The 24,952-nt window shown below is 63.9% G+C and carries 17 protein-coding genes; 8 read left to right on the forward strand and 9 right to left on the reverse strand.

The features are described 5' to 3' along the window. The first annotated feature begins 121 nt into the window (after positions 1-121). Both AC0969_RS08175 and AC0969_RS08180 read left to right on the forward strand, forming a co-directional pair. Complete coding sequence (locus tag AC0969_RS08175) at positions 122-1,582, forward strand: mannitol dehydrogenase family protein (protein WP_479623657.1); 1,461 nt, start codon at positions 122-124, stop codon at positions 1,580-1,582. 8 nt (positions 1,583-1,590) lie between these two features. Further along, complete coding sequence (locus AC0969_RS08180; RefSeq protein WP_479623658.1) at positions 1,591-2,598, forward strand: zinc-binding alcohol dehydrogenase family protein; 1,008 nt, start codon at positions 1,591-1,593, stop codon at positions 2,596-2,598. Between the two features lie 76 nt (positions 2,599-2,674). Here the strand turns inward: AC0969_RS08180 and phnX are convergent, their stop codons facing one another. The 5 genes from phnX to AC0969_RS08205 are packed head-to-tail and all read right to left on the reverse strand — an operon-like array spanning position 2,675 to position 8,561. Beyond that, a complete protein-coding gene (gene phnX / locus AC0969_RS08185; RefSeq protein ID WP_479623659.1) occupies positions 2,675-3,493 on the reverse strand; it encodes a phosphonoacetaldehyde hydrolase in 819 nt (272 codons plus the stop codon). A gap of 4 nt (positions 3,494-3,497) precedes the next feature. Next, a complete protein-coding gene (locus AC0969_RS08190) occupies positions 3,498-4,634 on the reverse strand; it encodes a TIGR03364 family FAD-dependent oxidoreductase (RefSeq protein WP_479623660.1) in 1,137 nt (378 codons plus the stop codon). Between the two features lie 24 nt (positions 4,635-4,658). After that, entirely contained in the window at positions 4,659-6,365 is a 1,707-nt protein-coding gene (locus tag AC0969_RS08195) for a putative 2-aminoethylphosphonate ABC transporter permease subunit (protein ID WP_479623661.1), read from the reverse strand. 7 nt (positions 6,366-6,372) lie between these two features. Further along, entirely contained in the window at positions 6,373-7,482 is a 1,110-nt protein-coding gene (locus AC0969_RS08200; protein ID WP_479623783.1) for a putative 2-aminoethylphosphonate ABC transporter ATP-binding protein, read from the reverse strand. 44 nt (positions 7,483-7,526) lie between these two features. After that, complete coding sequence (locus tag AC0969_RS08205; RefSeq protein WP_479623662.1) at positions 7,527-8,561, reverse strand: putative 2-aminoethylphosphonate ABC transporter substrate-binding protein; 1,035 nt, start codon at positions 8,559-8,561, stop codon at positions 7,527-7,529. Between the two features lie 156 nt (positions 8,562-8,717). On the opposite strand from AC0969_RS08205, the gene AC0969_RS08210 reads away from it, so the two are divergent. Together AC0969_RS08210 and AC0969_RS08215 are read left to right on the forward strand one after the other, a co-directional pair. Next, positions 8,718-9,446 (forward strand): phosphonate utilization associated transcriptional regulator, encoded by a 729-nt coding sequence (locus tag AC0969_RS08210; RefSeq protein ID WP_479623663.1) that lies wholly within the window; start codon positions 8,718-8,720, stop codon positions 9,444-9,446. Between the two features lie 57 nt (positions 9,447-9,503). Beyond that, positions 9,504-10,370, forward strand: coding sequence for an EamA family transporter (locus tag AC0969_RS08215; RefSeq protein WP_479623664.1), 867 nt, complete (start codon positions 9,504-9,506; stop codon positions 10,368-10,370). A 69-nt stretch (positions 10,371-10,439) separates the two neighbouring features. On the opposite strand, the gene uvrA is transcribed toward AC0969_RS08215, so the two are convergent. Further along, positions 10,440-16,430, reverse strand: a complete 5,991-nt coding sequence (gene uvrA / locus AC0969_RS08220) for an excinuclease ABC subunit UvrA (protein WP_479623665.1) — start codon at positions 16,428-16,430, stop codon at positions 10,440-10,442. 216 nt (positions 16,431-16,646) lie between these two features. On the opposite strand from uvrA, the gene AC0969_RS08225 reads away from it, so the two are divergent. Continuing rightward, the gene (locus AC0969_RS08225) at positions 16,647-17,672 is read left to right on the forward strand and encodes a zinc-dependent alcohol dehydrogenase (RefSeq protein ID WP_479623666.1); all 1,026 of its coding nucleotides are present in this window, start codon (positions 16,647-16,649) and stop codon (positions 17,670-17,672) included. Positions 17,673-17,685: 13 nt separating this feature from the next. Next, positions 17,686-18,285: a hemerythrin domain-containing protein gene (locus AC0969_RS08230; RefSeq protein WP_479623667.1), complete on the forward strand. Its 600-nt coding sequence runs from the start codon at positions 17,686-17,688 to the stop codon at positions 18,283-18,285. 77 nt (positions 18,286-18,362) lie between these two features. On the opposite strand, the gene AC0969_RS08235 is transcribed toward AC0969_RS08230, so the two are convergent. After that, a complete protein-coding gene (locus AC0969_RS08235; protein WP_479623668.1) occupies positions 18,363-20,045 on the reverse strand; it encodes an MFS transporter in 1,683 nt (560 codons plus the stop codon). A 238-nt stretch (positions 20,046-20,283) separates the two neighbouring features. Here AC0969_RS08235 and AC0969_RS08240 point away from each other — a divergent pair, with 238 nt between their 5' ends. Together AC0969_RS08240 and AC0969_RS08245 are read left to right on the forward strand one after the other, a co-directional pair. Then, a complete protein-coding gene (locus tag AC0969_RS08240; protein WP_479623669.1) occupies positions 20,284-20,592 on the forward strand; it encodes a DUF485 domain-containing protein in 309 nt (102 codons plus the stop codon). After that, positions 20,589-22,316, forward strand: a complete 1,728-nt coding sequence (locus tag AC0969_RS08245; protein ID WP_479623670.1) for a cation acetate symporter — start codon at positions 20,589-20,591, stop codon at positions 22,314-22,316. Before AC0969_RS08240 ends, AC0969_RS08245 begins: the two co-directional genes overlap by 4 nt. Before the next feature lie 45 nt (positions 22,317-22,361). Here AC0969_RS08245 and AC0969_RS08250 read toward each other — a convergent pair whose 3' ends face one another. Further along, positions 22,362-24,761, reverse strand: a complete 2,400-nt coding sequence (locus tag AC0969_RS08250) for a glycoside hydrolase family 3 N-terminal domain-containing protein (protein WP_479623671.1) — start codon at positions 24,759-24,761, stop codon at positions 22,362-22,364. Between the two features lie 7 nt (positions 24,762-24,768). Then, complete coding sequence (locus tag AC0969_RS08255) at positions 24,769-24,906, reverse strand: DUF1289 domain-containing protein (RefSeq protein ID WP_479623672.1); 138 nt, start codon at positions 24,904-24,906, stop codon at positions 24,769-24,771. Positions 24,907-24,952 lie beyond the last annotated feature (46 nt).

Genomic DNA, 24,952 nt, shown 5'->3' on the forward strand with positions numbered 1-24,952 from the left:
CACAGCCACCCTCGCGCATGCACACACCGTTGGTGGCTGCCCGCCCCCACCCCAACCCTCCCCCGAAGAGGGAGGGGGCAATGCGGGGCCCAGTATTGCTCCCTCCCCCCCCGGGGGAGGGTTGGGGTGGGGGCCTGCAAGGCTCCCGGCCTACGACCGCAGCCAGCTGCAACCCGGCATCGTCCACCTAGGCATTGGGGCCTTCATGCGCGCCCACCTGGCCGCCGCCACCGAGGCGGTACTGGCCGCTGGCGACCTGCGCTGGGGCATCGTCGGTGTATCCCTGCGCCAGCCCGACACGCGCGATGCCTTGCAGCCGCAAGACGGCCTGTACACACTGGCTATCCGCGATGCCGATGCCCAGGGCCAGCCGCGCCAGCGCCTGCAAGTGATAGGCGCTGTCACCCGCCTGCTGGTCGCCCCCGAGAACCCGCAGGCCGTGCTGGAGGCTATAGCCGCCCCCGCCACCCGCATCGTCAGCCTCACCGTGACTGAAAAAGGCTACTGCCACGACCCGGCCACCGGCAGGCTGCGCCTGGACCACCCCGACATCGTGCACGACCTGGCCCATCCGCAAGCGCCCCGCTCGGCCATCGGCCTGCTGGTTTACGGCCTGCAACTGCGACTGGCCCAGGGCTTTGGACCGCTGACGCTGCTGTCGCTCGACAACCTGCCCGCCAATGGCCGGGTTCTGCGTTCGGCCGTGCTGCGCTTTGCTGAAGAAATTGATAGCACCCTGCGCAGGTGGATAGAGCGCCAGTGCCACTTTCCATGCTCCATGGTAGACCGCATCGTGCCGCGCACTACCGATGCCGACCGCGCCATAGTCAGCGCGGCCCTGGGCCTGGAAGACCGCTGGCCGGTGCTGGGCGAACCGTTTTTTGACTGGGCGGTAGAAGACCGCTTTGCCGCCGACCGCCCCGACTGGACGCTGGGCGGAGCCCGCTTTGTGGCCGATGCCGAGCCCTTTGAGCGGCTCAAGCTGCGCATGGTCAACGGCACGCACTCCAGCATCGCCTACCTAGGTGCGATGGCGGGCTGGCACACGGTGGACGTGGCCATCGCCCAAGCCCCTCTGCGGGCGCACATCGAAGCCCTGATGCGCGATGAAATAGAGCCCACGCTGGAGCCCCTGCCCGGCCTGGACCTGGCCAACTACCGCAACAATCTGCTGGCCCGCTACGCCAACCCGGCCCTCGCCCACCGCACCCAGCAGATCGCCATGGACGGCTCGCAAAAGCTGCCCCAGCGCCTGCTGGGCACGGTGCGCGACCGCTTAGCCCGGCAACTGCCCATCCCCCGCATGGCGCTGGGCCTGGCCGCGTGGATGCACTACCTGCGCGGCGTGGACGAGCAGGGCCAGCCCTACCCCATCGACGACCCGCACGCAGCCGCACTCACTGCGCTGTACCAAAGCAGCCTGGGCCAGGGCACCACGCTGGATGCCGTACACACCATGCTGGCCTACGCGCCGGTATTTGGCGACCTGGCAGGCCACGCCCCCCTGGCCGCCGCGCTGTTGCCCGCTTTGCAATCCCTGCACACGCGGGGGGTGGCCGCCACCTTGCAATCTGATTTTTAGGAGACCCCATGCTGACCGTTGTTTGCGATACCCCCGGCACGCTGCGCGCCGAAGACCGGCCCATGCCCCTGCGCGGTGCCGATGAAGTGCTGCTGCGCGTTAAACGCGTAGGGGTATGCGGCACGGATTTGCACATCTTCACCGGCAAACAGCCCTACCTGAGCTACCCCCGGGTGATGGGCCACGAGCTATCCGGCATCGTGGAAGCCGCCCCCACCGGCGGGCCCCTGGTGGCGGGCGACGCGGTGTACGTTATGCCGTATTTGTCCTGCGGCGACTGCATCGCCTGCCGGGCGGGCAAAACCAACTGCTGCGTGCGCATCCAGGTGCTGGGCGTACACCGCGACGGCGCCTTCACCGAATACCTCAGCGTGCCCCAGCAGTTCGTCCACAAAGCCGAAGGCGTGTCGCTGGACCAGGCGGCGATGGTGGAGTTTTTGGCCATCGGCGCACACGCCGTGCGCCGGGCGGCCATCCGCCCAGGCCAGCGCGTGCTGGTGGTGGGTGCCGGGCCGATTGGCATGGCGGCGATGGTGTTTGCGCAACTGCGCGGGGCCACCGTCACCGCGCTGGACAGCCGCCAGGACCGGCTGAGTTTTTGCACCCAGTCGCTGCACGTCAGCACCGGCGTGGTCTTGGGCGACTCCGATGAGACACAGCTGGCCGCGTTGACCGAGGGCGAGTTCTTCGATGTGGTGTTCGACGCCACCGGCAACCCCCAGGCGATGGAGCGCGGTTTCCGCTTCGTGGCGCACGGCGGCAGCTATGTGCTGATCTCGGTGGTGGGGGCCCACATCACCTTCTCCGACCCCGAGTTCCACAAGCGCGAAATGACCCTGCTCGGCAGCCGCAATGCCACGGCGCAAGACTTTGAAACCGTGCTCACCGCCATGCGCGCAGGCCAGATTCCCGCCACGCTCAACACCCACCGCCTGGCCCTGGCGGATGTGCCCAGCCAATTCCCCGGCCTGCTGGACCCGCACGCCGGGGTAATCAAGGCGATCGTGGAGTGCTGATAAAAATATATACAAAATAGGCCGATAGCGCATATAGCACCTGCGCAAGCAGCTATTTTTTAAATAGCATCAACAATCAGGGCCGTTCCCCTTGGGCCAGCCTGGCGGCGATAGCGTCCAGTACCGGCAGCAGCTCCGCCACCGAGTCCACCACGTAGTGCGCACCCGCCGCCTGCAGTTTGGCGGTGGCGGCTGCGCGCAGCTCCTGCTGCTGGTCGGGGGGCTGGGCCTGCCACTCGGCCAGCGTCAGGCCCATCGCGTTACCGCTGACCGCCAAGCCCACGGTCCAGGTGCCCGCGTTCAGGCCCTCTTCAAGACCCACCCCGGTGTCGTCCACCTTGACCACGGTGTACGGCGGCCACACCCCCAGGTCGGCGAAGCTGCGGTACACCATCAGCGGCGACGGGCGACCCGCAGCCAAGTCCCCGGCACACACCAGGTTGTCCGGCACATAGCCGCCCGCAGCGGCAATCGGTGCCAGCACGTCCATGATGGGCCGGTTGTAGCCGGTGGTGGAGCCGATCTTTAGGCCGCGCGCGCGCAGCGTGCGGACCACCTCGAGCGCACCGGGAATGAAAGCCGCAAAGTCGGCCACCACAGCGGCATTCATCGGCGTAAAGACGGCGTACAGGTGGTCTACATCGGCATCGGTAAAGGGTTTGCCATGCACCTGCTGCCACTGGGTCGCAATGCGCGGCAGGCTGCCTAGCGCGTGGATGTGGTCCCATTTGGCCAAGCCCATAGGGCCCCGCGCTTCGTCGGTGCGGAGCTGGATGCCGAATGTCTCGAACAGGCGCACAAAGGCCCCCATCGGTGCGCAGGAGCCGAAGTCGAGGATGGTGCCGGCCCAGTCGAAGACGACGGCGGTGAGTTGGCGGTGTTCGGTAGGGGTCATGGTGTTACCAGTGGGCAAAAACTTCTTCGGCGATGCCAAAGGCGGTGCTGGCACCGGTGCCGCTGGTCACCAGCACCATGCGCGTGGCGGCATCGGGCGGGTCGATCAGGCAGTCGGTGCTGGGCGAGGAGGGGTAGGTGCCGACCCAGCGCTCGGTCACGCGGGCCTCTTTCAGCTGCAAGGTGTGGTGCAGGTGGTGCAAAATTAATTCGTCCACCCGCTGATTGGCAAACGGCTCCAGCACCGGGCCGTAGTGGTGCGAGTCGCCCACCACCAGCGAGCCATCGGCGCTTTGCACCACGATCAGGTGGATGCCGTGCGCCAGCGACTCGCCCTCTTCCGCGTCCAACTGGGCCCGCAGCGCCGCCGCAGCGGGCAGCTGGCTGTAGCCGTGGTAGCGCACCAGGCTCAGGTCCATCATCACCGAGCCCGGCAACTGGAAACCCGGCTCGGGCTGGACCCGCAGCATCTGCAACTGGCACAGGCGCAACGGGTGCGCGGCCAGCCGCTCGGCAAACAGGCCGTTGAGGTCGGTGTGGGTGCAGACCACCACGCGCTCGGCGTGCAAGGTGGCGCGCGCGGTGCGCACCCTGGGGGTTGCCACCTCCAGCACCGCTTCGCTAAAGCGGAACTGCACGCCCAGGGTCTCGGCCAGCCAGCGCGTGAGCTGGCCGATGGCAGTGCGCGACTCCACCCGCATTTCATGCGGGCTGTACAGCACGGCCTGTGCGCCGTCCAGCTGCAAGGTGGGTGCGCGGCGGGCGGCCTCTGGCACATCCAGCAGGGCGCAGCCTTCGGCCATAGGCGTGGCCATGAAGGCATGCAGTACGTCCAGCGCCTTGGGGCGGAAGGCGGTCAACCACAGGCCCTGGTGCAAGACCGGAATGCCGGCCAGCGGTGCAAGCTCGCCCCAGACCTCACGGGCCCGCTTGGCGCGGCGCCAGGTGTCCCCCGCGCCCTGGCCGGTCACCGTCACAAAGCCAAAATTGCGGATGGAAGCGCCCACGCAGGCGGCATCGCGTTCGACCACACACACACGCAAACCACGGCGGGCGGCGGTATACGCATGGGCCAGGCCGACGATGCCCGCGCCCACCACGATCACATCAAAATTCTGAGGATTCTGCATAGAGGAAAACATGGAAGTCATACAAATAGGGGGCCTTTACCGTTCCGTGTTGCGCCACGCCTGGGTACGGACATCGACCCACCGGCCCACGGCCATATAGAGCAGTGTGGCCACGATGGACACTGCCGCGATCAGCACCGCCATAGCCGCCGCCGGGCCGGTATCACCGGCTTCGTCCAGGTTCAAAATGGCGACCGAAGCCAATTTGGTGTCGGGTGCATACAGAAAGACCACGGCCGAGATGGTGGTCATGGCGTTGATGAAAAAATAGCGCGACACGTCCAGCAAGGTGGGCAAGCACAGGGGCAGCGTGACCCGGAAAAACGTCACGTAAAACGGCCGCTTGAGCGAGCCGGACACCGCCTCAAATTCAGGATCTATCGCCTTCAGTGCGGTCAGCATCGTCAAATGGCCGGTGGTGTAGAAATGGACGATGGTGCACAGCACCAGCAGCGCTCCAGTCTGGTACAGGAAGTTCAACGGGTTGTACGGCGCATTGAAAAAGAAGATGTAGCCCAGACCCAATACCAGGCCCGGCACGGCCATAGGCAGTATGGCCACCAGCCGGATCAGCGGGCGCGCCCAGTCCAGCCCGCGTGTTTTCTCCAGCAGATACGCGCCCACAAACACCAGCACCGGGCCGATCAATGCCGTGCCTGCGGCCAGCTGTAGGCTGTTCCCAAAAGCCTGGCCCAACTCGGCATCCACCAGGCCGGACACATAGTGGGTGAGGCTGGGCGCCAGGTTGTACGGCCACAGCGTGGCGAACGAGGCGAATACCGCCATGCAGAACACCGCCAGCATGAGCGCGCAGATGGCGCAGCAAAACAGGGTCATCAGCGCATCAAATCCCCGCGCAGGCCGGGGCACCAGGGCCACAGCCCGCGCGCTGAGCATGGCGGTCTGCTTGCGTTGCACGAAATGGTCTACGGCGAATGTCAGCACGGCGGGAGCCAGCAACAAGAGTGCCACCACCGCGCCGCGCTGAAAGTCTTGCTGGCCAATCACCAGCTTGAAGACATCGGTGGCCAGCACATTGAAGTTGCCGCCCACCACTTTGGGAATGCCGAAATCGGTCATTACCAGGGTCAGACTGATCAGCGCGGCCGAAACCAGCCCGTATTGGGCCCCCGGCAAAGTAATGGTGAAGAACTTGCGCCGCATGCCGGTGCCCAGCGCGTCGGCCGCTTCGTACAGGCGCGCATCGGCCAGGCTCAGCGCCGTCACCAGCACCATCAGCACATGGGGAAACACCGCAAAACATTCGGCCAGCACAATGCCCGAAGCACCGTAGATGCCATCAAAGCCCAGCGCGCGCCAAAATTCCTTGGCGACACCCTGGTTGCCAAACCAGTAGATCAGCGAGATGGCCGACAACAGCGACGGTGCCAACAAGGGCAGCAAAGTAATGGCCCGCAACAGGCCCTTGAACGGCATGCAACTGCGCGTAAGGGCATAGGCAAAAGTGAAGGCCAGCGGCACCACGATCACAGTGACCAGTACCGACACCCACAGGCTGTGCCACAGACTTTGCAGCAGCGCGGGCGATGCCAGGTAGCGGCTGAAGTTGCCCAGGCCGCTCTGTCCCCCGTCGCCCCCCAGGGCCTGCGACAGGATGAACAGCAAAGGGGCCACCAAACCCAGGGCGAGCAGCAGCAGGATGCCCAGCAGCGCGGCATGGGCGAGTCGGTCGCTCCAGGCCATGCGTAGCCGCAGGGGTGCAGATACAAGTACAGCAGACATAGGGGAATCAGGCCGCAGCGACGGGAAACACGCGCAAGCGGTCGGTGCGCAAGGCGAATCGCAGGCGGCCGCCCTCGCGGATGCCGTATTCGTCCATCTGGTTCAATGAAAACTGTAGCTGAATGGCTTGCCCGGGCATCGCATCCACGTCCATCCGCGCCAAGCAGTTACCGCCCAAAAATTCCACCTGCTGCACCGTACCCATGCACAGGCCGGGATCATCCTCGCGCAAGCCGTCGAGGCGGCGGTCTTCGGGCCGCAGGTACAGGTGCACCGCGCGGCCAGGACGGAAATCACCGCCATGGCCCGGCGGGCACGGCAAGCGCATATCGCCACAGCGGAACCAGTGGTCACCCTCGGCCACGGCGCACAGCTTGTTCACCTTGCCCACAAAATCAGCCACAAACGGCGAGGCGGGCTCGCGGTAGACCTGCATGGGTGTGCCCACCTGCTCGATCACGCCGTGGTTCATCACCACGATGCGGTCAGCCACAGACAGCGCTTCTTCCTGGTCGTGCGTCACCATGATGGTGGTCACGCCCAGCTTGCGTTGCAGGGATCGGATTTCATTGCGCAAATGGACCCGCACGATGGCATCCAGCGCCGACAAGGGCTCGTCCAGCAGGAGCAAGCCCGGCGCGGTGGCCAGCGCCCGTGCCAGCGCCACCCGCTGTTGCTGGCCGCCGGACATTTGCGCCGGGTACTTGGCACCCGTTCCCGACAGACCCACCAGTTGCAGCAACTCCTGGACCCTGGCCGTGCGCTGGGCGGTCGGCACACGGCGATTGACCAGGCCGTAGGCAATGTTGTCGGCAATGGTCAGATTGGGAAACAAGGCGTACGACTGGAACACGATGCCGTAATCCCGCTGTGCAGGCGGCAGCACCGAAATATCGCGCTGGCCCTGCACGATGCGCCCGGAGGTTTGGGTTTCCAGCCCGGCAATGGTCCGCAGCAAGGTGGTTTTGCCACAACCCGAGGGGCCCAGAAAACAGACAAACTCGCCCTGCCGTACCGACAGGTTGATCTGCTCCAGCGCCTGAAAGGCACCAAAGCGTTTGTGGATATTCTCCAGCCGAAGATACGCAGGGTCGTGCAGCCCGCTCTCCCCGCGCAATGCGAGGGATTCACCGCCCAGAGGATTACGGGGTGCCAGCACGCTTACTTCTTCTCGCTCTTGGCGTCGTAGCGCTTGGACCATTCCGCCAGGATGCGGTCACGGTTGGTGGCCGAGTGGTTGAAATCCATCTTGATCAGGCGCGACTCGTAATCGGCCGGAATATCGGCCAGCTTGGGCGCAACGCCGGGTTGTGCAGTGATGGCGAAATTCTTGCCGTACAGCACCATCGCGTCCTTGCCAGATGCCCAGTCGGCCAACTGCTTGGCGGCTTCCAGTTTCTTGGTGCCCTTGTAGATGGCAAAGCCTTCCAGATCCCAGCCCAGACCTTCTTTGGGAAACACCAGTTCGATCGGCGCGCCCTTGGCCTTGTTGGCATGGGCCCGGTACTCGAAGGAGATGCCGACTACGTATTCGCCCGCCGCCGCCATGTTGCAGGGCTTAGAGCCAGAGTGCGTGTACTGGCCGATGTTCTCGTGCAGTGCGTCCATGTATTTCCAGCCACCGCCCTTGCCGTCATCGTCGCCCCACATCTGCAACCAGGCCGCAACATCGAAAAAACCGGTCCCGGAAGAAGCTGGGTTCGGCATCACCACCTGGCCCTTGAACTCAGGCTTGGTGAGATCCTTCCAGGTCGTGGGCAGGGCGATGCCTTTCTTCTTGGCTTCTACCGTGTTGAAGCACACCGTGGCACCAAACACGTTCATTCCCCACCAGGCGGGCACCTTACGGGCATCCCGGTACTTGGACATGATGGCGTCGAGGTTGATGGGCGCATAGGGTTCCAGCATGCCGTTTTTATCGAACAGCGCCAGACTGGATGCCGCCACACCCCAGATCACATCCGCCTGGGGGTTGGCCTTTTCGGCCAGCAGCTTGGCGGTCACCACGCCGGTTGAATCGCGCACCCATTTAATTTCAACATCAGGATGGACCTTGTTAAAGGCAGTCTGGTAGGCCTTGATCTGGTCCACCTCCAGGGCGGTGTACACGGTGAGCTGCGTTTTTTCCGCATAGGCGGCACCGGCAAAACCGAGCAGGCCCAACGCGCCGGCCAGAGTGAATTTCCAAAAATACATACGGAAGACTCCTTGTGAAAAGAATGCACTTTGACCATGCCTTGTGTCATCTTGATGAAACATGCCGCACGCAAAATCAATGCCACTCGCTGCTCTAATCGTCTTTTGCATATTGAGAATCGTAGACAATCACCCATAAATCACTATGTTCTTGCTATGCTAAAACCGCCATCACCCCACCCGCACATCGCACTGGTTCAACACCATTCTCTGGCGAGTTTGGTGCAGACCGAAATCGAACGCATGATTTTGGAAGGCCAATTCAGCTCGGGTGCCAAGCTCACCGAATCTACATTGGCCACCCAGCTGGGCGTATCCCGTGGGCCGGTACGCGAAGCCCTGCGCATGCTGGAAGAGTCCGGCCTGGTGCGGACCGAAAAGAACCGGGGTGTCTTCGTACGCGACGTGCCCATCGAAGAAGCCCTGGAGATTTTTGAACTGCGTGCCGTCATGGACCAATACGTAGGGCGCAAGCTGGCACAAACGGCCAGCACCGCGCACATCAAGGAGCTGCGCGTGTTTGTGGATGCCATGGAACAGGCCAGCAAGGCCGGCAATGCACAGGACTACCACCGCCTCAACCTCGGCTTCCATGACCGCCTGCTGGAACTCACCGGCAACTCCAAGTTCAGCGCAACGTACCGCAAGCTGGTCAACGAACTGTCGTTGTTCCGCCGACAAAATCTGACCGACGAATCTATGGCGGTGTACTCGCGTGAGCACCGGCAGATCGTCAAGGCCATTGCCGCACGCGATACCGATGCCGCAGGCCAGGCCATGTTCCAGCACGTCATGAACAGCCGCGAGCGCACCTTGCAAAACTACCAGAATCATCCTGCCGCCGCACACACCAGCGTGGCCGTCGCTGAACCGCGTTACGCCTGACGCCCCCGTCCGTCGCCACACCATGCCATTGCACCTCTGCCCCATGAAAGCTCGGCGTTGGAACTGACCGGGCCTATCGTCCTCGCCGTGCTGCTCGGTGCCGTGCTCCATGCATCATGGAACGCGCTCATCAAATCGGGCCGCGACAAGCAGCTGGACACCGCACTCATCCACAGCATGGGTTTCGTAATTGCGCTGCCGCTGGTGCTCTACGTTGGCCTGCCAGACCGGGCAGCCTGGCCTTACATCGCCGCCACCACCGTGATCCACCTGGGCTACTACATCGCCCTGGCAGGCGCCTACAAACACGGTGACCTGGGCCTGACCTACCCGGTAATGCGCGGCACCGCACCCCTGCTGGTCGCCTTGGGCAGCCAAGTATTTATCGGGGAACGCATCTCGCTGATGGCCTGGGTGGGCGTGGCCTCGATCTGCGTGGGCGTGCTGGCGCTGGGCTTGGCGCCCAGTGCCCTGCATGGCGAAGAAGCCCAGCGCCGCACAGCCTTGCGGTTCGCGCTGTGCAACGCGGCCATCATTGCGCTCTACACCGTGGTGGACGGCCTGGGCGTGCGCGCGTCCGGCAATGCGCTGGCCTATGTGGCCACGCTGTTCCTGTTCGACGGCATTCCCTACTTGTTGCTGGTGATGTGGCAGCGCGACACCAACCGCAGCGCCGCGCTGGCCTATATGGCGGGCCGATGGAAGATGGCCGCCGTGGGCACCGTGGCGTCCCTCAGCAGCTACGGCATCGCCCTGTGGGCAATGACCCGCGCCCCCGTGGCCACCGTCGCTGCGCTGCGCGAAACCTCGGTGCTGTTTGCCGCATTGATCGGCACGGTGTTTCTGGGCGAACGCTTTGGCTGGCAGCGGGCCGCCGGAACAGTGGTGATTTTGGGCGGCATCATGCTGCTGCGTTTTGGTTGAAAATAATGGTAAAAATAGCCTCTAGCGCATATTCCACCTGCGCTAGCAGCTACTTTTTAAATAGCAACCCTAGCGCGCCAGCACCGGCTGCAATGCCAGCCCGGTAGCCGTGCCCAGCTGAACCACAGCCTCCGGCGCAGCCGCCGCAACGATGTGGCCACCGCCATTACCGCCGTCCGGCCCCAGGTCGATCACCCAGTCGGCCTCGGCGATCACGTCCAGATCGTGCTCGATGACCACCACGCTGTGGCCGCCGTCGACCAGGCGGTGCAGCACGCGGATGAGCTTTTCCACGTCGGCCATGTGCAGGCCCACGGTGGGTTCGTCCAGCACGTACAGGGTGTGCGGGGCTTTTTGGCCGCGCTTGGTGATGTCGTCGCGCACCTTGGCCAGCTCGGTCACCAGCTTGATGCGCTGGGCCTCGCCACCGCTGAGCGTGGGCGACGGTTGGCCAATGGTCAGGTAGCCCAGGCCCACGTCTTTCAGCAGTTGCAGCGGGTAGGCGATGACCGGCATCACGGCAAAGAAATCGACGGCTTCGTCCACCTCCATTTGCAGCACGTCGCCGATGCTTTTGCCGCGCCAGGTGACGGCCAGCGTCTCGGGGTTGAAGCGTGCGCCATGGCAGGTTTCGCACTTCACCTTCACGTCGGGCATAAAGCTCATGGCGATGGTACGCAGGCCCTGGCCTTCGCAACTGGGGCAGCGGCCCTCCCCCGTGTTGAACGAGAAGCGCGCCGGGCCGTAGCCGCGTGCCCGGGCTTCCAGCGTTTCGGCAAACAGCTTGCGGATGGTGTCCCAGAAACCGATGTAGGTGGCGGGGCAGCTGCGCGGGGTTTTGCCGATGGGGGTTTGGTCCACTTCCAGCACGCGGTCAATGGCGGCGAAGCCCGCCACGTCGGTGCAACCCAGCCAGGGCGCGTGTTGGCCTGCGGCCCAGCTTTCGCGTCCAGCCTTGGTACTGCGCTGGACGACCGCCGTTTGCACGTTGGCCAGCAGCACGTCACGCGCCAGCGTCGACTTGCCGGAGCCGCTGACCCCGGTAACGGCCACCAGCCGCTTCAAGGGCACGTGGGCGGTGACGTTTTGCAGGTTGTGCAGGGTGGCACCGGTGACGACCAGCCATTGCAAAGGTTCGGCCACGGCGACCGCTTCGGGCTCGGCAGCCGCTTTCTTTTTGGCAGCCGCTTTGCTCTTGGCGGTGGGGGCCACGTAGGGCAGATCGGCCACCGGCAGCGCCACCGCAGCCGCGTCAAACTCGCCCACGGCGCGCCGCGCTTGCAGCGGGTGGCGCATGGCGTGCAGCAGGTAGCGACCTGTGACGGACTCGGCCGCGCCCGAAATATCGGCCACGCTGCCTTGCGCCACCAGCCGCCCGCCGCGCTTGCCTGCGCTGGGGCCTATGTCGATGATGTGGTCGGCGCGGCGGATGGTGTCTTCGTCGTGCTCCACCACTACCAGGGTGTTGCCCTTGCTGCTGAGGGTGTGCAGGGCATTGAGCAGGATGTGGTTGTCGCGGGCGTGCAGGCCAATGGTGGGCTCGTCGAGGATGTAGCACACGCCTTGCAGGTTGCTACCCAACTGCGCGGCCAGCCGGATGCGCTGGGCCTCGCCGCCGCTCAGGGTGGGCGCGCCCCGGTCCAGGGTCAGGTAGCCCAGGCCCACCTCTTCCAGAAACTCCAGGCGACTCTGGATTTCGGGCACCAGGTCGCGGGCGATGTCGCCCTCGCGCGGGCTCATCTGCCCGGCTACTTGCAGGGCCTGCACCCAGACGCGGATATCGCTCACGCTGAGGCGGGCCAGGTCGGTGATGCCCACCCCGGCAAAACGCACGGCGCGGGCGGTGGCGTTCAGGCGCGTGCCCTGGCAGGTGGGGCAGGCGACATCGTGCAGGTCTTCCACCTCGGGCTCGGCAAAGGTTTGCTCGCGGCCCCCGGTGTCGTCGGCGCGCACCGAGTCGTCGAACACGGCCCGCTGGTCGCGGGTGAGCTTTACGCCCGTGCCCACGCAGTCGGGGCACCAGCCGTGCTTGCTGTTGTAGCTGAACAAACGCGGGTCCAGCTCTGCGTAGCTGGTGCTGCACACCGGGCAGGCGCGCTTGGTGGAGAACACCATCACCTTGCCAATGTGTGCGGTGGGTTCACCCGCATCCATCGCGGCCTTGAGCCCGTCAATGTTGACCAGCACGTGCACCACGCCCTTGCCGTGTTCCAGCGCCGTCATCAGGCCCTCGCGCAGGCGGGCTTCGCTGCCGGGGTTCACGTCCAGGCTCAACACCGGCAGCTCGACGGTGTGCTCCTTGAAGCGGTCGATGCGCGGGAAGTTGGTGGTGGGCAAGAAGTCGCCATCCACCCGCAGGTGGGTGTAGTTGCGGGGCCGCGCCCAGTCGGCCAGCTCGGTGTACACGCCCTTGCGGTTCAGCACCAGCGGGGCCATCAGGCCGATGTGTTGGCCTCGGAAGGTTTTGAGCAACTGCGCGGCAATGCTGTCCGGCGTTTGCGGCTGCACTGCCGTGCCGTCATGGATGCAGTGCTGCGTGCCCAGCTTCACATACAGCAGGCGCAGAAAATGCCACACCTCGGTGGTGGTGCCAACGGTGGATTTGCGCCCGCCCCGGCTAAGGCGCTGCTCGATGGCCACTGTTGGCGGGATGCCGTAGACCGCGTCCACCTCGGGCCGACCTGCCGGTTGCACGATGCTGCGGGCGTAGGCGTTGAGCGACTCCAGGTAGCGGCGCTGGCCCTCGTTGAACAGAATATCGAAGGCCAGCGTGGACTTGCCGGAGCCGCTCACGCCGGTCACCACATTGAACTGGCCGCGTGGAATGTCCACGCTCAGCGACTTGAGGTTGTGCTCTTTGGCGTTGACGATCTGGATGGCGTTGGGTGGCACGACCTTGGGCGGGCTAGCCCATGCCGCCGACTTTTCGCGGGCCACCGGCACGCCCATGCCCAGCGTGGATTCGTACTCGCGCAGGGCTGCACCGGTATGCGATGTGGGGTGGTGGCGCACATCCTCGGGCTTGCCCTCGGCCACGACCAGGCCACCGCCATAGCCGCCCTCGGGGCCCATGTCGATCAGCCAGTCGCTGGCGCGGATGACATCGAGGTTGTGCTCGATCACCACCATGGAATGGCCCGCATCCAGCAGCTTGCGCAGCGCCCGCATCAGCTTGGCGATGTCGTCAAAATGCAGGCCGGTGGTGGGTTCGTCAAACAGAAACAGCGTGCCTTTTTTGGCCAGCGGCTGGCGGCCACTGCTTTTGGCGGCCTCGGCCAAGAAACCCGCCAGCTTGAGGCGCTGGGCTTCGCCGCCACTCAATGTGGGCACGGGCTGGCCTAGCTTTACATATTCCAAACCTACATCCAATATCGGCTGTAGCGCACGTATCACATCCCGGTCACCATCAAAAATGAGAGCAGCCTCGCTCACAGTGAGGTTCAGCACATCGGCTACGTTGAACTGCTGCACGCGGGCATCGGCAGCGGCGCGGCGCTCGATGGTCACCTCCAGCACTTCGGGCCGGTAGCGCTTGCCGTCGCAGTCCGGGCAGCGCAGGTACACGTCGCTCAAAAACTGCATTTCCACATGTTCAAAGCCCGAGCCACCACAGGTAGGGCAACGGCCATCGCCGCTGTTGAAACTGAACTTGCTGGCGGTGTAGCCGCGCTGGCGCGACTGGGGCGCGTTGGCAAATATCTCGCGGATGGCATCCCAGGCCCCGACGTAGCTGGCGGGGTTGGAACGGGCGGTTTTGCCAATGGGCGACTGGTCCACAAACACCACGTCGCTCAAAAAGTCGGCGCCCAGCAGGCGGTCATGCAGACCGGGGGCATCGGTGGCCTTGCCGAAGTGGCGCAGCAAGGCCGGGGCCAACACGTCCTGGATCAGAGTGGACTTTCCGGAGCCGCTGACACCGGTGATGCAGACCAGGCGCTGCAAGGGAAATTCGACCGACACGTTTTGCAGGTTGTGTTCGCGGGCGCCTTCCAGCACCAGGCGAGGTGTGCTGTCGGTGACCAGTTTTTTGAAACCCATGCCGATGGTCTTGCGGCCACCGAGGTAGGCACCGGTCAGGGTGTCGGCGCGGCGCAAATCATCGGTGCTGCCGTCAAACACGATTTGCCCACCGCGCTCGCCGGGGCCGGGGCCCATGTCGATCATGCGGTCTGCCGCCAGCATCACCGCCGGGTCGTGCTCCACCACCACCAGGGTGTTGCCCGCATCGCGCAGGCGCTGCATGGCTTCGATGATGCGGTGCATGTCACGCGGGTGCAGGCCGATGCTGGGCTCGTCCAGCACAAACAGCGTATTGACCAGCGAGGTGCCCAGCGCCGTGGTGAGGTTGATCCGCTGCACCTCGCCGCCGCTGAGGGTGCGGCTTTGGCGGTCTAGCGTCAGGTAGCCAATGCCCACGTCGCACAGGTATTTGAGGCGGGTGGTGATCTCGTCCAACAGCAGCTTGAGCGCCTGCTCGTCGCCGCCGCCTTTGCCACCGCGTTCCGCACGGCCGCCCAGTATGCGGTCGGCTTGCAGGTCGAAGAAGCGGCGCAGGCGGTCGATGGGCAAGAGCATCAGGTCGTGCAGGCACAGGCCGGGCAAGGCTTCGAGTTGGGCACGGCTCCAAGACACGCCTTGGGGCAAGTGGCGCTTGGCCGGGTCCAGCACCGTGTTGGCATCCTCCGCACTGCCCAATCGCCACAGCAGGCTCTCGGTTTTGAGGCGCGCGCCCTCGCAGGCCGGGCAGGTGGTGTAGCTGCGGTACTTAGACAGCAGCACCCGGATGTGCATCTTGTAGGACTTGGTTTCCAGGTACTCGAAGAATCTCTTCACGCCAAACCAGTGCTGGCTCCATTTGCCGTTCCAGTTGGGCGAACCGTTAACCACCCAGTGCTGGTGCTCGGGTGTGAGCTTGTAATACGGCGTGTCGCGCGGAATGCCTGCCGCCTCGGCGTGGCGCATCAAATCATCTTGTGCCTCTTTCCAGGCCGGGGTCTGCATCGGTTTGATAGCCCCAGAGCGCAGGGTCAGCTTGTCGTTGGGGATGACCAGGCCGTAGTCCACGCCGATGACGCGGCCAAAGCCCTTGCAGGTTTCGCAGGCCCCCACAGGGGAGTTGAAGGAGAACATCGACGGGATGGGGTCGGTGTAGCGCACATCGCTTTCGGCGCAATGCAGGCCGGTGGAGAACTTCCATAGGGACGTGGCCCCCACGCTCCCCGCTGCGCGTGGTTCGCTGCCCCCCGAGGGGGCTGCCCCGCCTTGGGGCGGCCCGGCGGCGGGGCGCGGCTCCACCGCTTCTTCGGAGGACAGCACGTAGACATTGACCCGGCCACCGCCGCGCTTCAGGGCGACTTCAATCGCTTCGAGTGCCCGGGCTTTCTCGGTCCCTGCGATGCGGAAGCGGTCGGCCACCACGTCCAGCACTTTGCGGGTAGCGGGAGCCGCAACAGCTTTCTTGCTGGCTTTAGCGGGTATGGCGGGGGCCTCCACCGCCACCTCGCGCTCGGCCTGCACCCGGGTGAAGCCGCTGGCCGACAGCCATTGCGCCACTTCTTCGGCGCTGGTGTTGCCAGGCAGTTCGACGGGGAACGTGAGCACCAGCCGCGGGTCCTGCGCCGCTGCGGCGCGCTCGCACAGCTCGGCGTAGACGCTTTCGGGTGTGTCGTGCCGCACGGGCAAGGCCGTCACGCGGTCGAACAGCGACCCGGCGCGGGCGTAGAGCAGCTTTAGGTGGTCGTTCAGTTCGGTCATGGTGCCGACGGTGGAGCGGCTGGAACGCACCGGATTCGTCTGGTCGATGGCAATTGCCGGGGGCACGCCCTCCACCTTGTCCACGGCGGGTTTGTCCATGCGGTCCAGGAACTGGCGGGCATAGGCCGAGAAGGTCTCGACGTAGCGGCGCTGCCCTTCGGCAAACAGGGTGTCAAACACCAGGCTGGACTTGCCGGACCCGCTGGGGCCGGTCACCACCGTGAGCTCGCCGGTGCGGATGTCCAGGTCCAAATTCTTGAGGTTGTGCTGTCGCGCTCCGCGTATGCGGATGGTTCCCTGGGTCATAAGTGCAGTGCTCTGGGGGTAAGGCGAACCATTGTAGGGAGCGCAATGGACGTTACGCACCTGGGGGTTATTTGGCCTTTTGGCTGCGCCCGTCGGCAACAGAAAGCTTGATCCAGCGCAAAGCTGGGCACCGATAGGCCGCCTAAAGTGAATGCTTGAGGCGGCACGGCTACGACCGTCCAACCGCCTCCCCACCCGCTTTTTCAGGAGCCTGCCATGCGCACAATGAAAGCCGCCGTCGTCCACGCCTTTGGCCAACCCTTGCAGATCGAGGAAGTCCCCATCCCGGAGGTCACAGCCGGCCAGGTGCTGGTGAAGGTGGTGGCCTCGGGCGTATGCCATACCGATCTGCATGCCGCCGAAGGCGACTGGCCGGTCAAGCCTGTCCTGCCCTTTATTCCCGGCCACGAGGGCGTGGGCTTTGTGGCGGCCATTGGCGCAGGCGTGAAAACAGTCAAAGAGGGCGACCGGGTGGGCGTGCCCTGGTTGCATACCGCCTGCGGCCATTGCGAACACTGCATTACCGGCTGGGAAACCCTGTGCGACGCGCAGCAAATGACCGGCTACACCGTGAACGGTGGCTATGCCGAATATGTGCTGGCCGACCCCGGCTACATCGGCCACCTGCCCGCCAACCGCACGTTTTCAGAGATAGCGCCGGTGCTCTGCGCGGGCGTGACGGTCTACAAGGGATTGAAGGGGCTGGACTGCAAGCCCGGCGACTGGGTCGCGATATCCGGCATCGGCGGGCTAGGGCATCTGGCTGTGCAGTACGCCAAGGCTATGGGTTTCCATGTGATTGCAGTCGATATCGACGACGCCAAGCTCCATCTGGCAACCCAGCTGGGTGCCGACATGGTGGTCAATGCCGTAACACAAGACCCGGTGCAGGAGGTACAACGCGCTTTGCGGGGTGCCCACGGCGTGTTGGTCACCGCCGTGTCCCGCACCGCTTTTGCCCAGGGCTTGGGCATGCTGCACAAGCGCGGCACCATGTCGCTGGTCGGCCTGCCGCCCGGAGACTTTGCGCTGCCGATCTTCGACATGGTGCTGAACGCCAAAACCGTACGCGGCTCGATTGTCGGTACCCGCAAAGACCTGCAAGAGGCGCTGGAATTTGCCGGGGAGGGCAAGGTGCGCACCATCTACACCGAAGACAGCCTGGACAACGTCAACGCCATACTCGACCGCATGCGCCACGGCAGCATCGAGGGACGCGTGGTGATGCGCATCGCCAGCTAACCTGGTTACCAAAGTGCCAAGCCTCCAACCGGTCCCGCGCAGCATCAAGATGCTGCTCAACGAGCATGCCGAATTGCGCACCATGCTGCGCTCCATCTTGCGCATGCTGGACCGCGGCCCGCAGGATGCACCTGAGCGCTTCTTCGACGTGCTGCGCGCCATGCTGTTCTACATCGACGAGTTCCCCGAACGCTGCCACCACCCCAAGGAGTCCGACTTCCTGTTTCCCCACCTGCTGCGTCTGGCACCCGAGCTGTTTCCCACCATCGAGAAACTCGAACAAGACCACATCCAGGGCGAAAACATGGTGCGGTCGCTACAGCACGCTTTGATAGCCTGGGAAATGCTGGGCGAATCGCATAGCAGCGCCTTCATCGAAGCCGCGCGGGACTACGCGGCACACTACCTGGAGCACATGCAGCTGGAAGAAAGTGTGGTGCTGCCCGCCGCCACGGCCCTATTTAGCGAGAAAGACTGGAAGCATCTCGATGCCGCCTTTGGCACCAGTTACGCGCCGTTTGTGGGCCCCGCCCCGCCGCACAGCCACTACGACCGGCTGTATTTCAAGATCATGGCCAGTGCGCCCCCACCCATAGGCGCAGGCCGCGCCTGACAGAATCCAACCTGCAACAAAAAAGCCCTCCGGCTGGAGGGCTTTTGGGGAGCCTGGGCCGCAGCCCATGGCTCGCCTTAGTCGTTGGCGTAAATGTCAATATCCTTGGTTTCCTTGATAAACAGCATGCCGATCACAAACGTGCCCGCCGCCACTACCACCGGATACCACAGGCCATAGAAGATATCGCCCGTCGCCGCCACCATTGCAAACGCGGTGGTGGGCAGCAAGCCGCCGAACCAGCCATTACCGATGTGGTACGGCAAGGACATCGAGGTGTAGCGGATACGGGTGGGGAACATTTCCACCAGCATGGCGGCAATGGGGCCGTACACCATCGTCACCAGAATCACCAGATACACCAGGATCAGCAGCACCATCGGTTTGTTCATCGCGGCGTTGTCGGCTTTGGCGGTCAGGCCTGCAGCCTTGGCGGCGTCGACCACGGTTTTGCGGAAGTCGTCAATGGTCTTTTTGCCTTCAACAGAGAAAGCATCGCGCTTCTCGTTCAAGATGCCGGTAACCGACGCAATTTCCTTGTCACCCAGCTTGATGGTTGCCATGCTGCCAGGCGCGCCATCTACGTTGGTGTAAGGAATGTAGTTTTGCGTCAGGGTACGTTTGGCAATGTCGCAAGAGCTGCTGAAGTCGATGTCACGGGCAATCGGGCTGCCTTGGAACGAGCACTGCGCTGGGTCGGCGGTAATCACCACGGGTACTGCTTTTTGCGCCGCCACCAAGGCAGGGTTAGCGTATTGCAGCAATGCGGGGAACACCGAGAAGTATGTCAACGCGGCAATCAGGCAGCCGCCCATGATGATGGGCTTACGGCCAATTTTGTCGGACAAAGTACCAAACACAATGAAGAACGGTGTACCAATGACCAGCGCGGCGGCAATGAACAGATTGGCGGTAGTGCTGTCGACCTTGGCAATGGTGGTCAAAAAGAACAGGGCATAGAACTGGCCCGTGTACCACACCACCGCCTGGCCCGCCGTCAAGCCGACCAGCGCCAAAATAACGACCTTCAGGTTCTTCCATTGGCCGAAGGATTCGGTCAGTGGAGCCTTGGAGGTTTTGCCTTCAGCCTTCATCTTTTGAAAAGCGGGGGACTCGTTCATGCTCAAACGGATCCACACCGACACGCCCAGCAAGAAGATGGACAGCAGGAACGGAATGCGCCAGCCCCAGACATCAAATTCAGCGCCCAGCACTTCACGGCAGCCCAAAATAACGATCAGCGACAGGAACAAACCCAGCGTTGCCGTAGTTTGGATCCAGGCCGTATAGGCACCGCGCTTGCCGTGTGGCGCGTGCTCGGCCACATAGGTGGCGGCACCGCCGTACTCGCCACCCAAAGCCAGCCCTTGCAACATGCGCAAGATCACCAAAATGATGGGCGCTGCAATGCCGATGGATGCATAAGTGGGCAACAGACCCACCACGAAGGTGGACAAGCCCATGATCATAATGGTGACCAAAAAGGTGTACTTTCGCCCGATCATGTCGCCCAAACGGCCAAACACAATCGCGCCAAAAGGCCGCACCAAAAAGCCCGCCGCAAAGGCTAGCAGCGCAAAAATGTAGGCCGATGTGGGGTCGAGCCCGCCAAAGAACTGCTTGGCGATGATGGCCGCCAAAGAACCGTACAAATAAAAGTCATACCACTCAAAAACCGTGCCGAGTGAGGAAGCGAAGATGACCTTCTTTTCCTCGCCCGTCATGGGCCGTGGGGCGATGCCCGCTGTTGCTGTTGCCATACGCTTGTCTCCTAATGTTGTAAGGGCCGCCTCCAGGGCGACCTGAATGCAATTTAAGAACACACCCTGACCGTTTGCTGACAAAACCGCACATCCACTTACACGTTAAGTACATACCCTTGGGTGAAGCTTACGTAAGTTCATGGTCAGCCCCCTTCTCCACACTTGCTCTGCGCAAACAAGGCTCCCCGGCTGGACAACGGAGCCCTTCAAACACCTCAACACCTAGGAGACAAACATGACAGACCCCGTCTTGGCCAGAATCGAGGCCAACCCTAAATACCACGAGCTCAAACGCAAGCGCAGCAGCTTCGGCTGGTTGCTCACCGCGCTGATGATGGTCGTGTATTACGGCTATATCGCGCTCATCGCGTTCGACAAACCGTTTCTGGCCACGCCCATGGGCGCAGGCGTTACCAGCATCGGCATTCCCATGGGCATGGGCGTGATTGTGTTCACCGTACTGATCACCGCCATCTACGTGCGCCGTGCCAACAGCGAATACGACCGCCTGACCGAAGAAATCCTGAAAGATGTAGCCCAATGAACGCCATTCTCAAAACCACCAGCGCGCTGGTCCTGGCACTGCTCGCCAGCGCGGCACTGGCCGCCGGGGGCGATCTGGGCCAGGTGGAAAAACAAGCCACCAACTGGGTGGCCATCAGCATGTTTGGCATCTTCGTGGTGGCCACCCTGTTCATCACCAAATGGGCAGCGGCCAAGACCAAATCGGCCTCCGACTTTTACACCGCAGGCGGCGGCATTACCGGCTTCCAAAACGGCTTGGCGATTGCCGGCGACTACATGTCGGCAGCGTCGTTCCTGGGCATTACCGCCACCGTCATGGCCTTTGGCTACGATGGCCTGATCTACTCCATCGGCTTCCTGGTCGGCTGGCCGGTCATCACCTTCCTGATGGCCGAGCGCTTGCGCAACCTGGGCAAGTTCACTTTTGCCGACGTGGCCGCTTACCGCTTCCAGCAAACCCCCATCCGCGTATTTGCCGCCTCGGGCACGCTGGTGGTGGTGGCTTTCTACCTGATCGCCCAGATGGTGGGTGCCGGTGCGTTGATCAAACTGCTGTTTGGTCTGGACTACTGGCTGGCCGTGGTGATTGTGGGCGGCTTGATGATGATTTACGTGCTGTTTGGCGGCATGACGGCCACCACCTGGGTGCAAATCATCAAAGCCTGCATGCTGCTGGCGGGCGTAACCTTCATGGCCTTCATGGTGCTGGCACAGTTCAGCTTCAGCCCCGAAGCGCTGTTTGCCAAGGCGGTGGAAGTCAAAACCCAGTTCGCCTTGAACGACGGCAAGATGCCCGATGCCGCCGCCAAAATAGGCTTGGCCATCATGGGGCCGGGCGGTTTTGTGAAAGACCCGATCTCCGCCATCTCCTTCGGCATGGCGCTGATGTTTGGTACCGCCGGTTTGCCGCACATCCTGATGCGCTTCTTCACCGTGCCCAACGCCAAAGAAGCCCGTAAATCCGTGCTCTGGGCAACCACCTGGATTGGCTACTTCTACGTGCTGATCTTCATCATCGGTTTTGGTGCCATCACCCTGGTGCTGACCAACCCCGAGTTTGCAGATACCGCCAAGGGCATCATCAAGGGCGGTGGCGGATCCAGCAACATGGCCGCCGTACTGGTAGCCAAAGCCGTGGGTGGCAACATCTTCTACGGCTTCATCTCTGCCGTCGCATTCGCCACCATCCTGGCTGTGGTGGCGGGCCTGACCCTGTCGGGTGCCTCTGCCGTGTCGCATGACTTGTACGCTACTGTGTTCAAAAAGGGCAAAGCCGATAGCGCTTCTGAGCTGAAGGTATCGCGCATCACCACCGTGGCACTGGGCATCGTGGCCGTGGCCCTGGGAATTGCATTCGAGAAGCAAAACGTCGCCTTCATGGTGTCGCTGGCCTTCGCGATTGCGGCCTCGGCCAACTTCCCCGTGCTGTTCATGTCGGTGCTGTGGAAAGACTGCACCACCCGTGGCGCGGTGATTGGCGGCTTCATGGGCCTGGTCTCATCGGTGGGCTTGACGGTTGTGTCACCTGCGGTGTGGGAAGCCACTCTGGGCTTTGCCAAGGGCTCGGCCTGGTTCCCCTACACCTCGCCTGCGCTGTTCTCCATGACCATCGGCTTCGTCGGCATCTGGCTGTTCTCGGTGCTCGACCGCAGCCCGCAAGCCGCCAAAGAGCGCGATGCCTTCAAAGCGCAGCAAGTGCGCTCGGAAACCGGGTATGGCGCATCGGGCGCGTCGGGACACTAAACGCCTCTTGGATCGGTATGCCCTGGGGTGGGCATACCGATTCGCCTAACTTTTAGGTGAGCGCACCGCGCTTTGACTCTCCATGCGCCACACGCGGTCTAGCGTGCGTGGCGCATTCCCCTCCCCCACCACTTCCACCGCAGCACGCAAGGGCGTATCGCCACTCGATGGTCCCACCATCAGGTCGAACCAGCCGGGCTCAACCGTGCGTTTTCCGGCCGCCCCGGTGAAGCACAGCATGTCCACCGGCACGGTGAACACCACCGTGGCCACCTCCCCCGCCCGCAGGCTGACACGGCGAAAGGCTTTCAGCTCTTGCACCGGCCGCACGAACGAGGCCAAGCGGTCACGCACATACAGCTGCGGCACGGCCACGCCGTCGCGCGCCCCGGTATTTTCCAGCGCAAAACTCAGTGTGATCTCGCCATCGGCAAGCGCTACCTGCTGCGCTGCCAGCACCAGATGGCTATAGGCAAACCGGGTGTAGCTTTGGCCGTAGCCAAACGGGTAGCGGGCCCCGAAATGGAAGGCCACCGGCGTGCCCGCGCTCTTGAGCTTGTGGTTGTAGAAGTACGGCATGGCCCCGGCGCTGTGCGGCACCGACACCGGCAGGCGGCCCGACGGCTCCTGCTGCCCCGCCAGCACCTCGGCCAGCGCCATACCACCGGCTTGGCCACCCGCAAACGCCATCACGAACGCCGCCACCTGCCCCTCCAGCCCGCCCAGGCTGTAGGGGCGGCCGCCGGTCAGCACCACGATGGTCGGCGTGCCGGTGGCCACAATGCGCTGCAACAACTGCTGCTGCACGCCAGGCAGGTCCAGCGTGTCGGTGTCCGACCCCTCACCCACCGTGCCGGTCTGGAACAGGCCCGCCAGGTCGCCCACGCAGACGATGGCTACATCGGCAGCGGCCGCGCAGGCCACAGCCTCGGGAATCAGGTCGGTTCGTTGCACGATGGGCGACGTAGGCACAGCCCCGGCGGCGGGCACATCGCCCGGAAACACCGGTGCGCCGCTGGCCCGCCCGTCCAGCAGCACGCAGCCCTGGGCATAGTGCACATGGGCCGCGCCAAACACCTGCTGCAAACCTTGCAACGGGGTCACGATGTGGTCGGTGGCCTCGCGCTGGTCTTGCAGGATCAGGTGCACCGGAAAGCTGTAGCCGCTGAGCAGGGCCATCGGGTCGGCAGCGGTGGGGCCGATGACGGCAATGCGCGGTGCACGCGCCGGGTCCAGCGGCAAGATGCCTCGGTTCTCCAGCACCACGATGGCCTGGCGGGCCACATCCAGCGCGGCCTGCCGGGCGGCGGGTTGGCGCAAGGCCGGGGGCGGGCCGTCTGCAAACGACTGTTCAAACAGGCCCAGCCGAAACTTCTCGGTCAGCACGCGGGCCACGATCTCGTCCACCTTGGGCAGGCCCAGCAACCCGCGCTCCAGCGCAGCGGCCAGGTGCTGCGCGCAGTCGTCGCCCGGCAGCTCCATGTCCAGCCCGGCGTTGAAGGCCAGCGCGGCGGCCTCAGCGGCATCGGCGGCCACACCGTGGTGCTGGTACAGCAGGCTGATGCCCACGTAGTCGGCCACCACCAGGCCGTCGAAGCCCCATTGCTGGCGCAGCACCTCGGTGAGCAAATGCCGGGATGCGTGGGCCGGTTCGCCGTCGATGTCGTGGTACGCAGGCATCACCGCCCCGGCGTTGGCCTGCTTCACCACCATCTCGAAGGGCAGTAAAAAAGTGTCGTTCAGCTCGCGCCAGCCCAGGTTTACCGGAGCGTGGTTGCGGGCCCCCTCGCTGGCCGAATGGCCGACGTAATGTTTCAGCGTGGCCAGCACATCGCGCTGCGGGCCTTGCAGACCCTGCACGTAGCGGGTGGCCAGCACGCCGACCAGGTACGGGTCTTCGCCAAAGCATTCTTCGGTGCGGCCCCAGCGCACGTCACGCGACACATCCAGCACCGGGGCCAGGCCTTGGTGGCAACCGATGGCGCGGCATTCCAGGCCGATCTGTGTACCCACCTCGGCAATCAAGTCCGGGTTCCAGGTAGCCCCCATCGCCAGTGCGGACGGAAACAGGCTGCCGTCGCGGGTCATCGTGCCGGTCAGGCATTCCTCGTGCGCGATGGCGGGAATGCCCAGCCGCGTCTCGAAGCGCAAAAACCGTTGCAGCGCGTTCAGCGCCCGCAGGCCCGTGGCCGCGTCCACGCCGTGCGTGCCCAGCGGGCGGGTGATCTGGCCCAGGCCGTTGGCCAGGCGGCGCTGCACGGCGGCCGGGTCGGGGCTGGCGATAAAGGCCTCCCCGGGACGCACTTGGTGCTGGCCGTCGGGCGACAGCACCAGCCAGAAGGCATGCATCTGGGCGATTTTTTCGTCCAGCGTCATGCGCACCAACAGGTCGTGCACGCGGGCGGGGATGGGCTGCCTCGGGTCTTGGTAGAGGTGTGGGGTCATGGGGTTGTCATTCAAAACAGGCCTGGGCACGCTGGGCAATCAAGGCCCACACCGCCCGCTTGCCCGGCGCATCCAGCGTGCCCCAGGCGATGATTTCGTCCAACGTGCGCAGGCAGCCGGTGCACAACTGGCCCGCAGCGTCCATTTGGCAAATGCCTACACACGGCGATGTAATTTCAGCATCATTTAGG

The organism is Rhodoferax sp. LB1P47 (assembly GCF_056521445.1).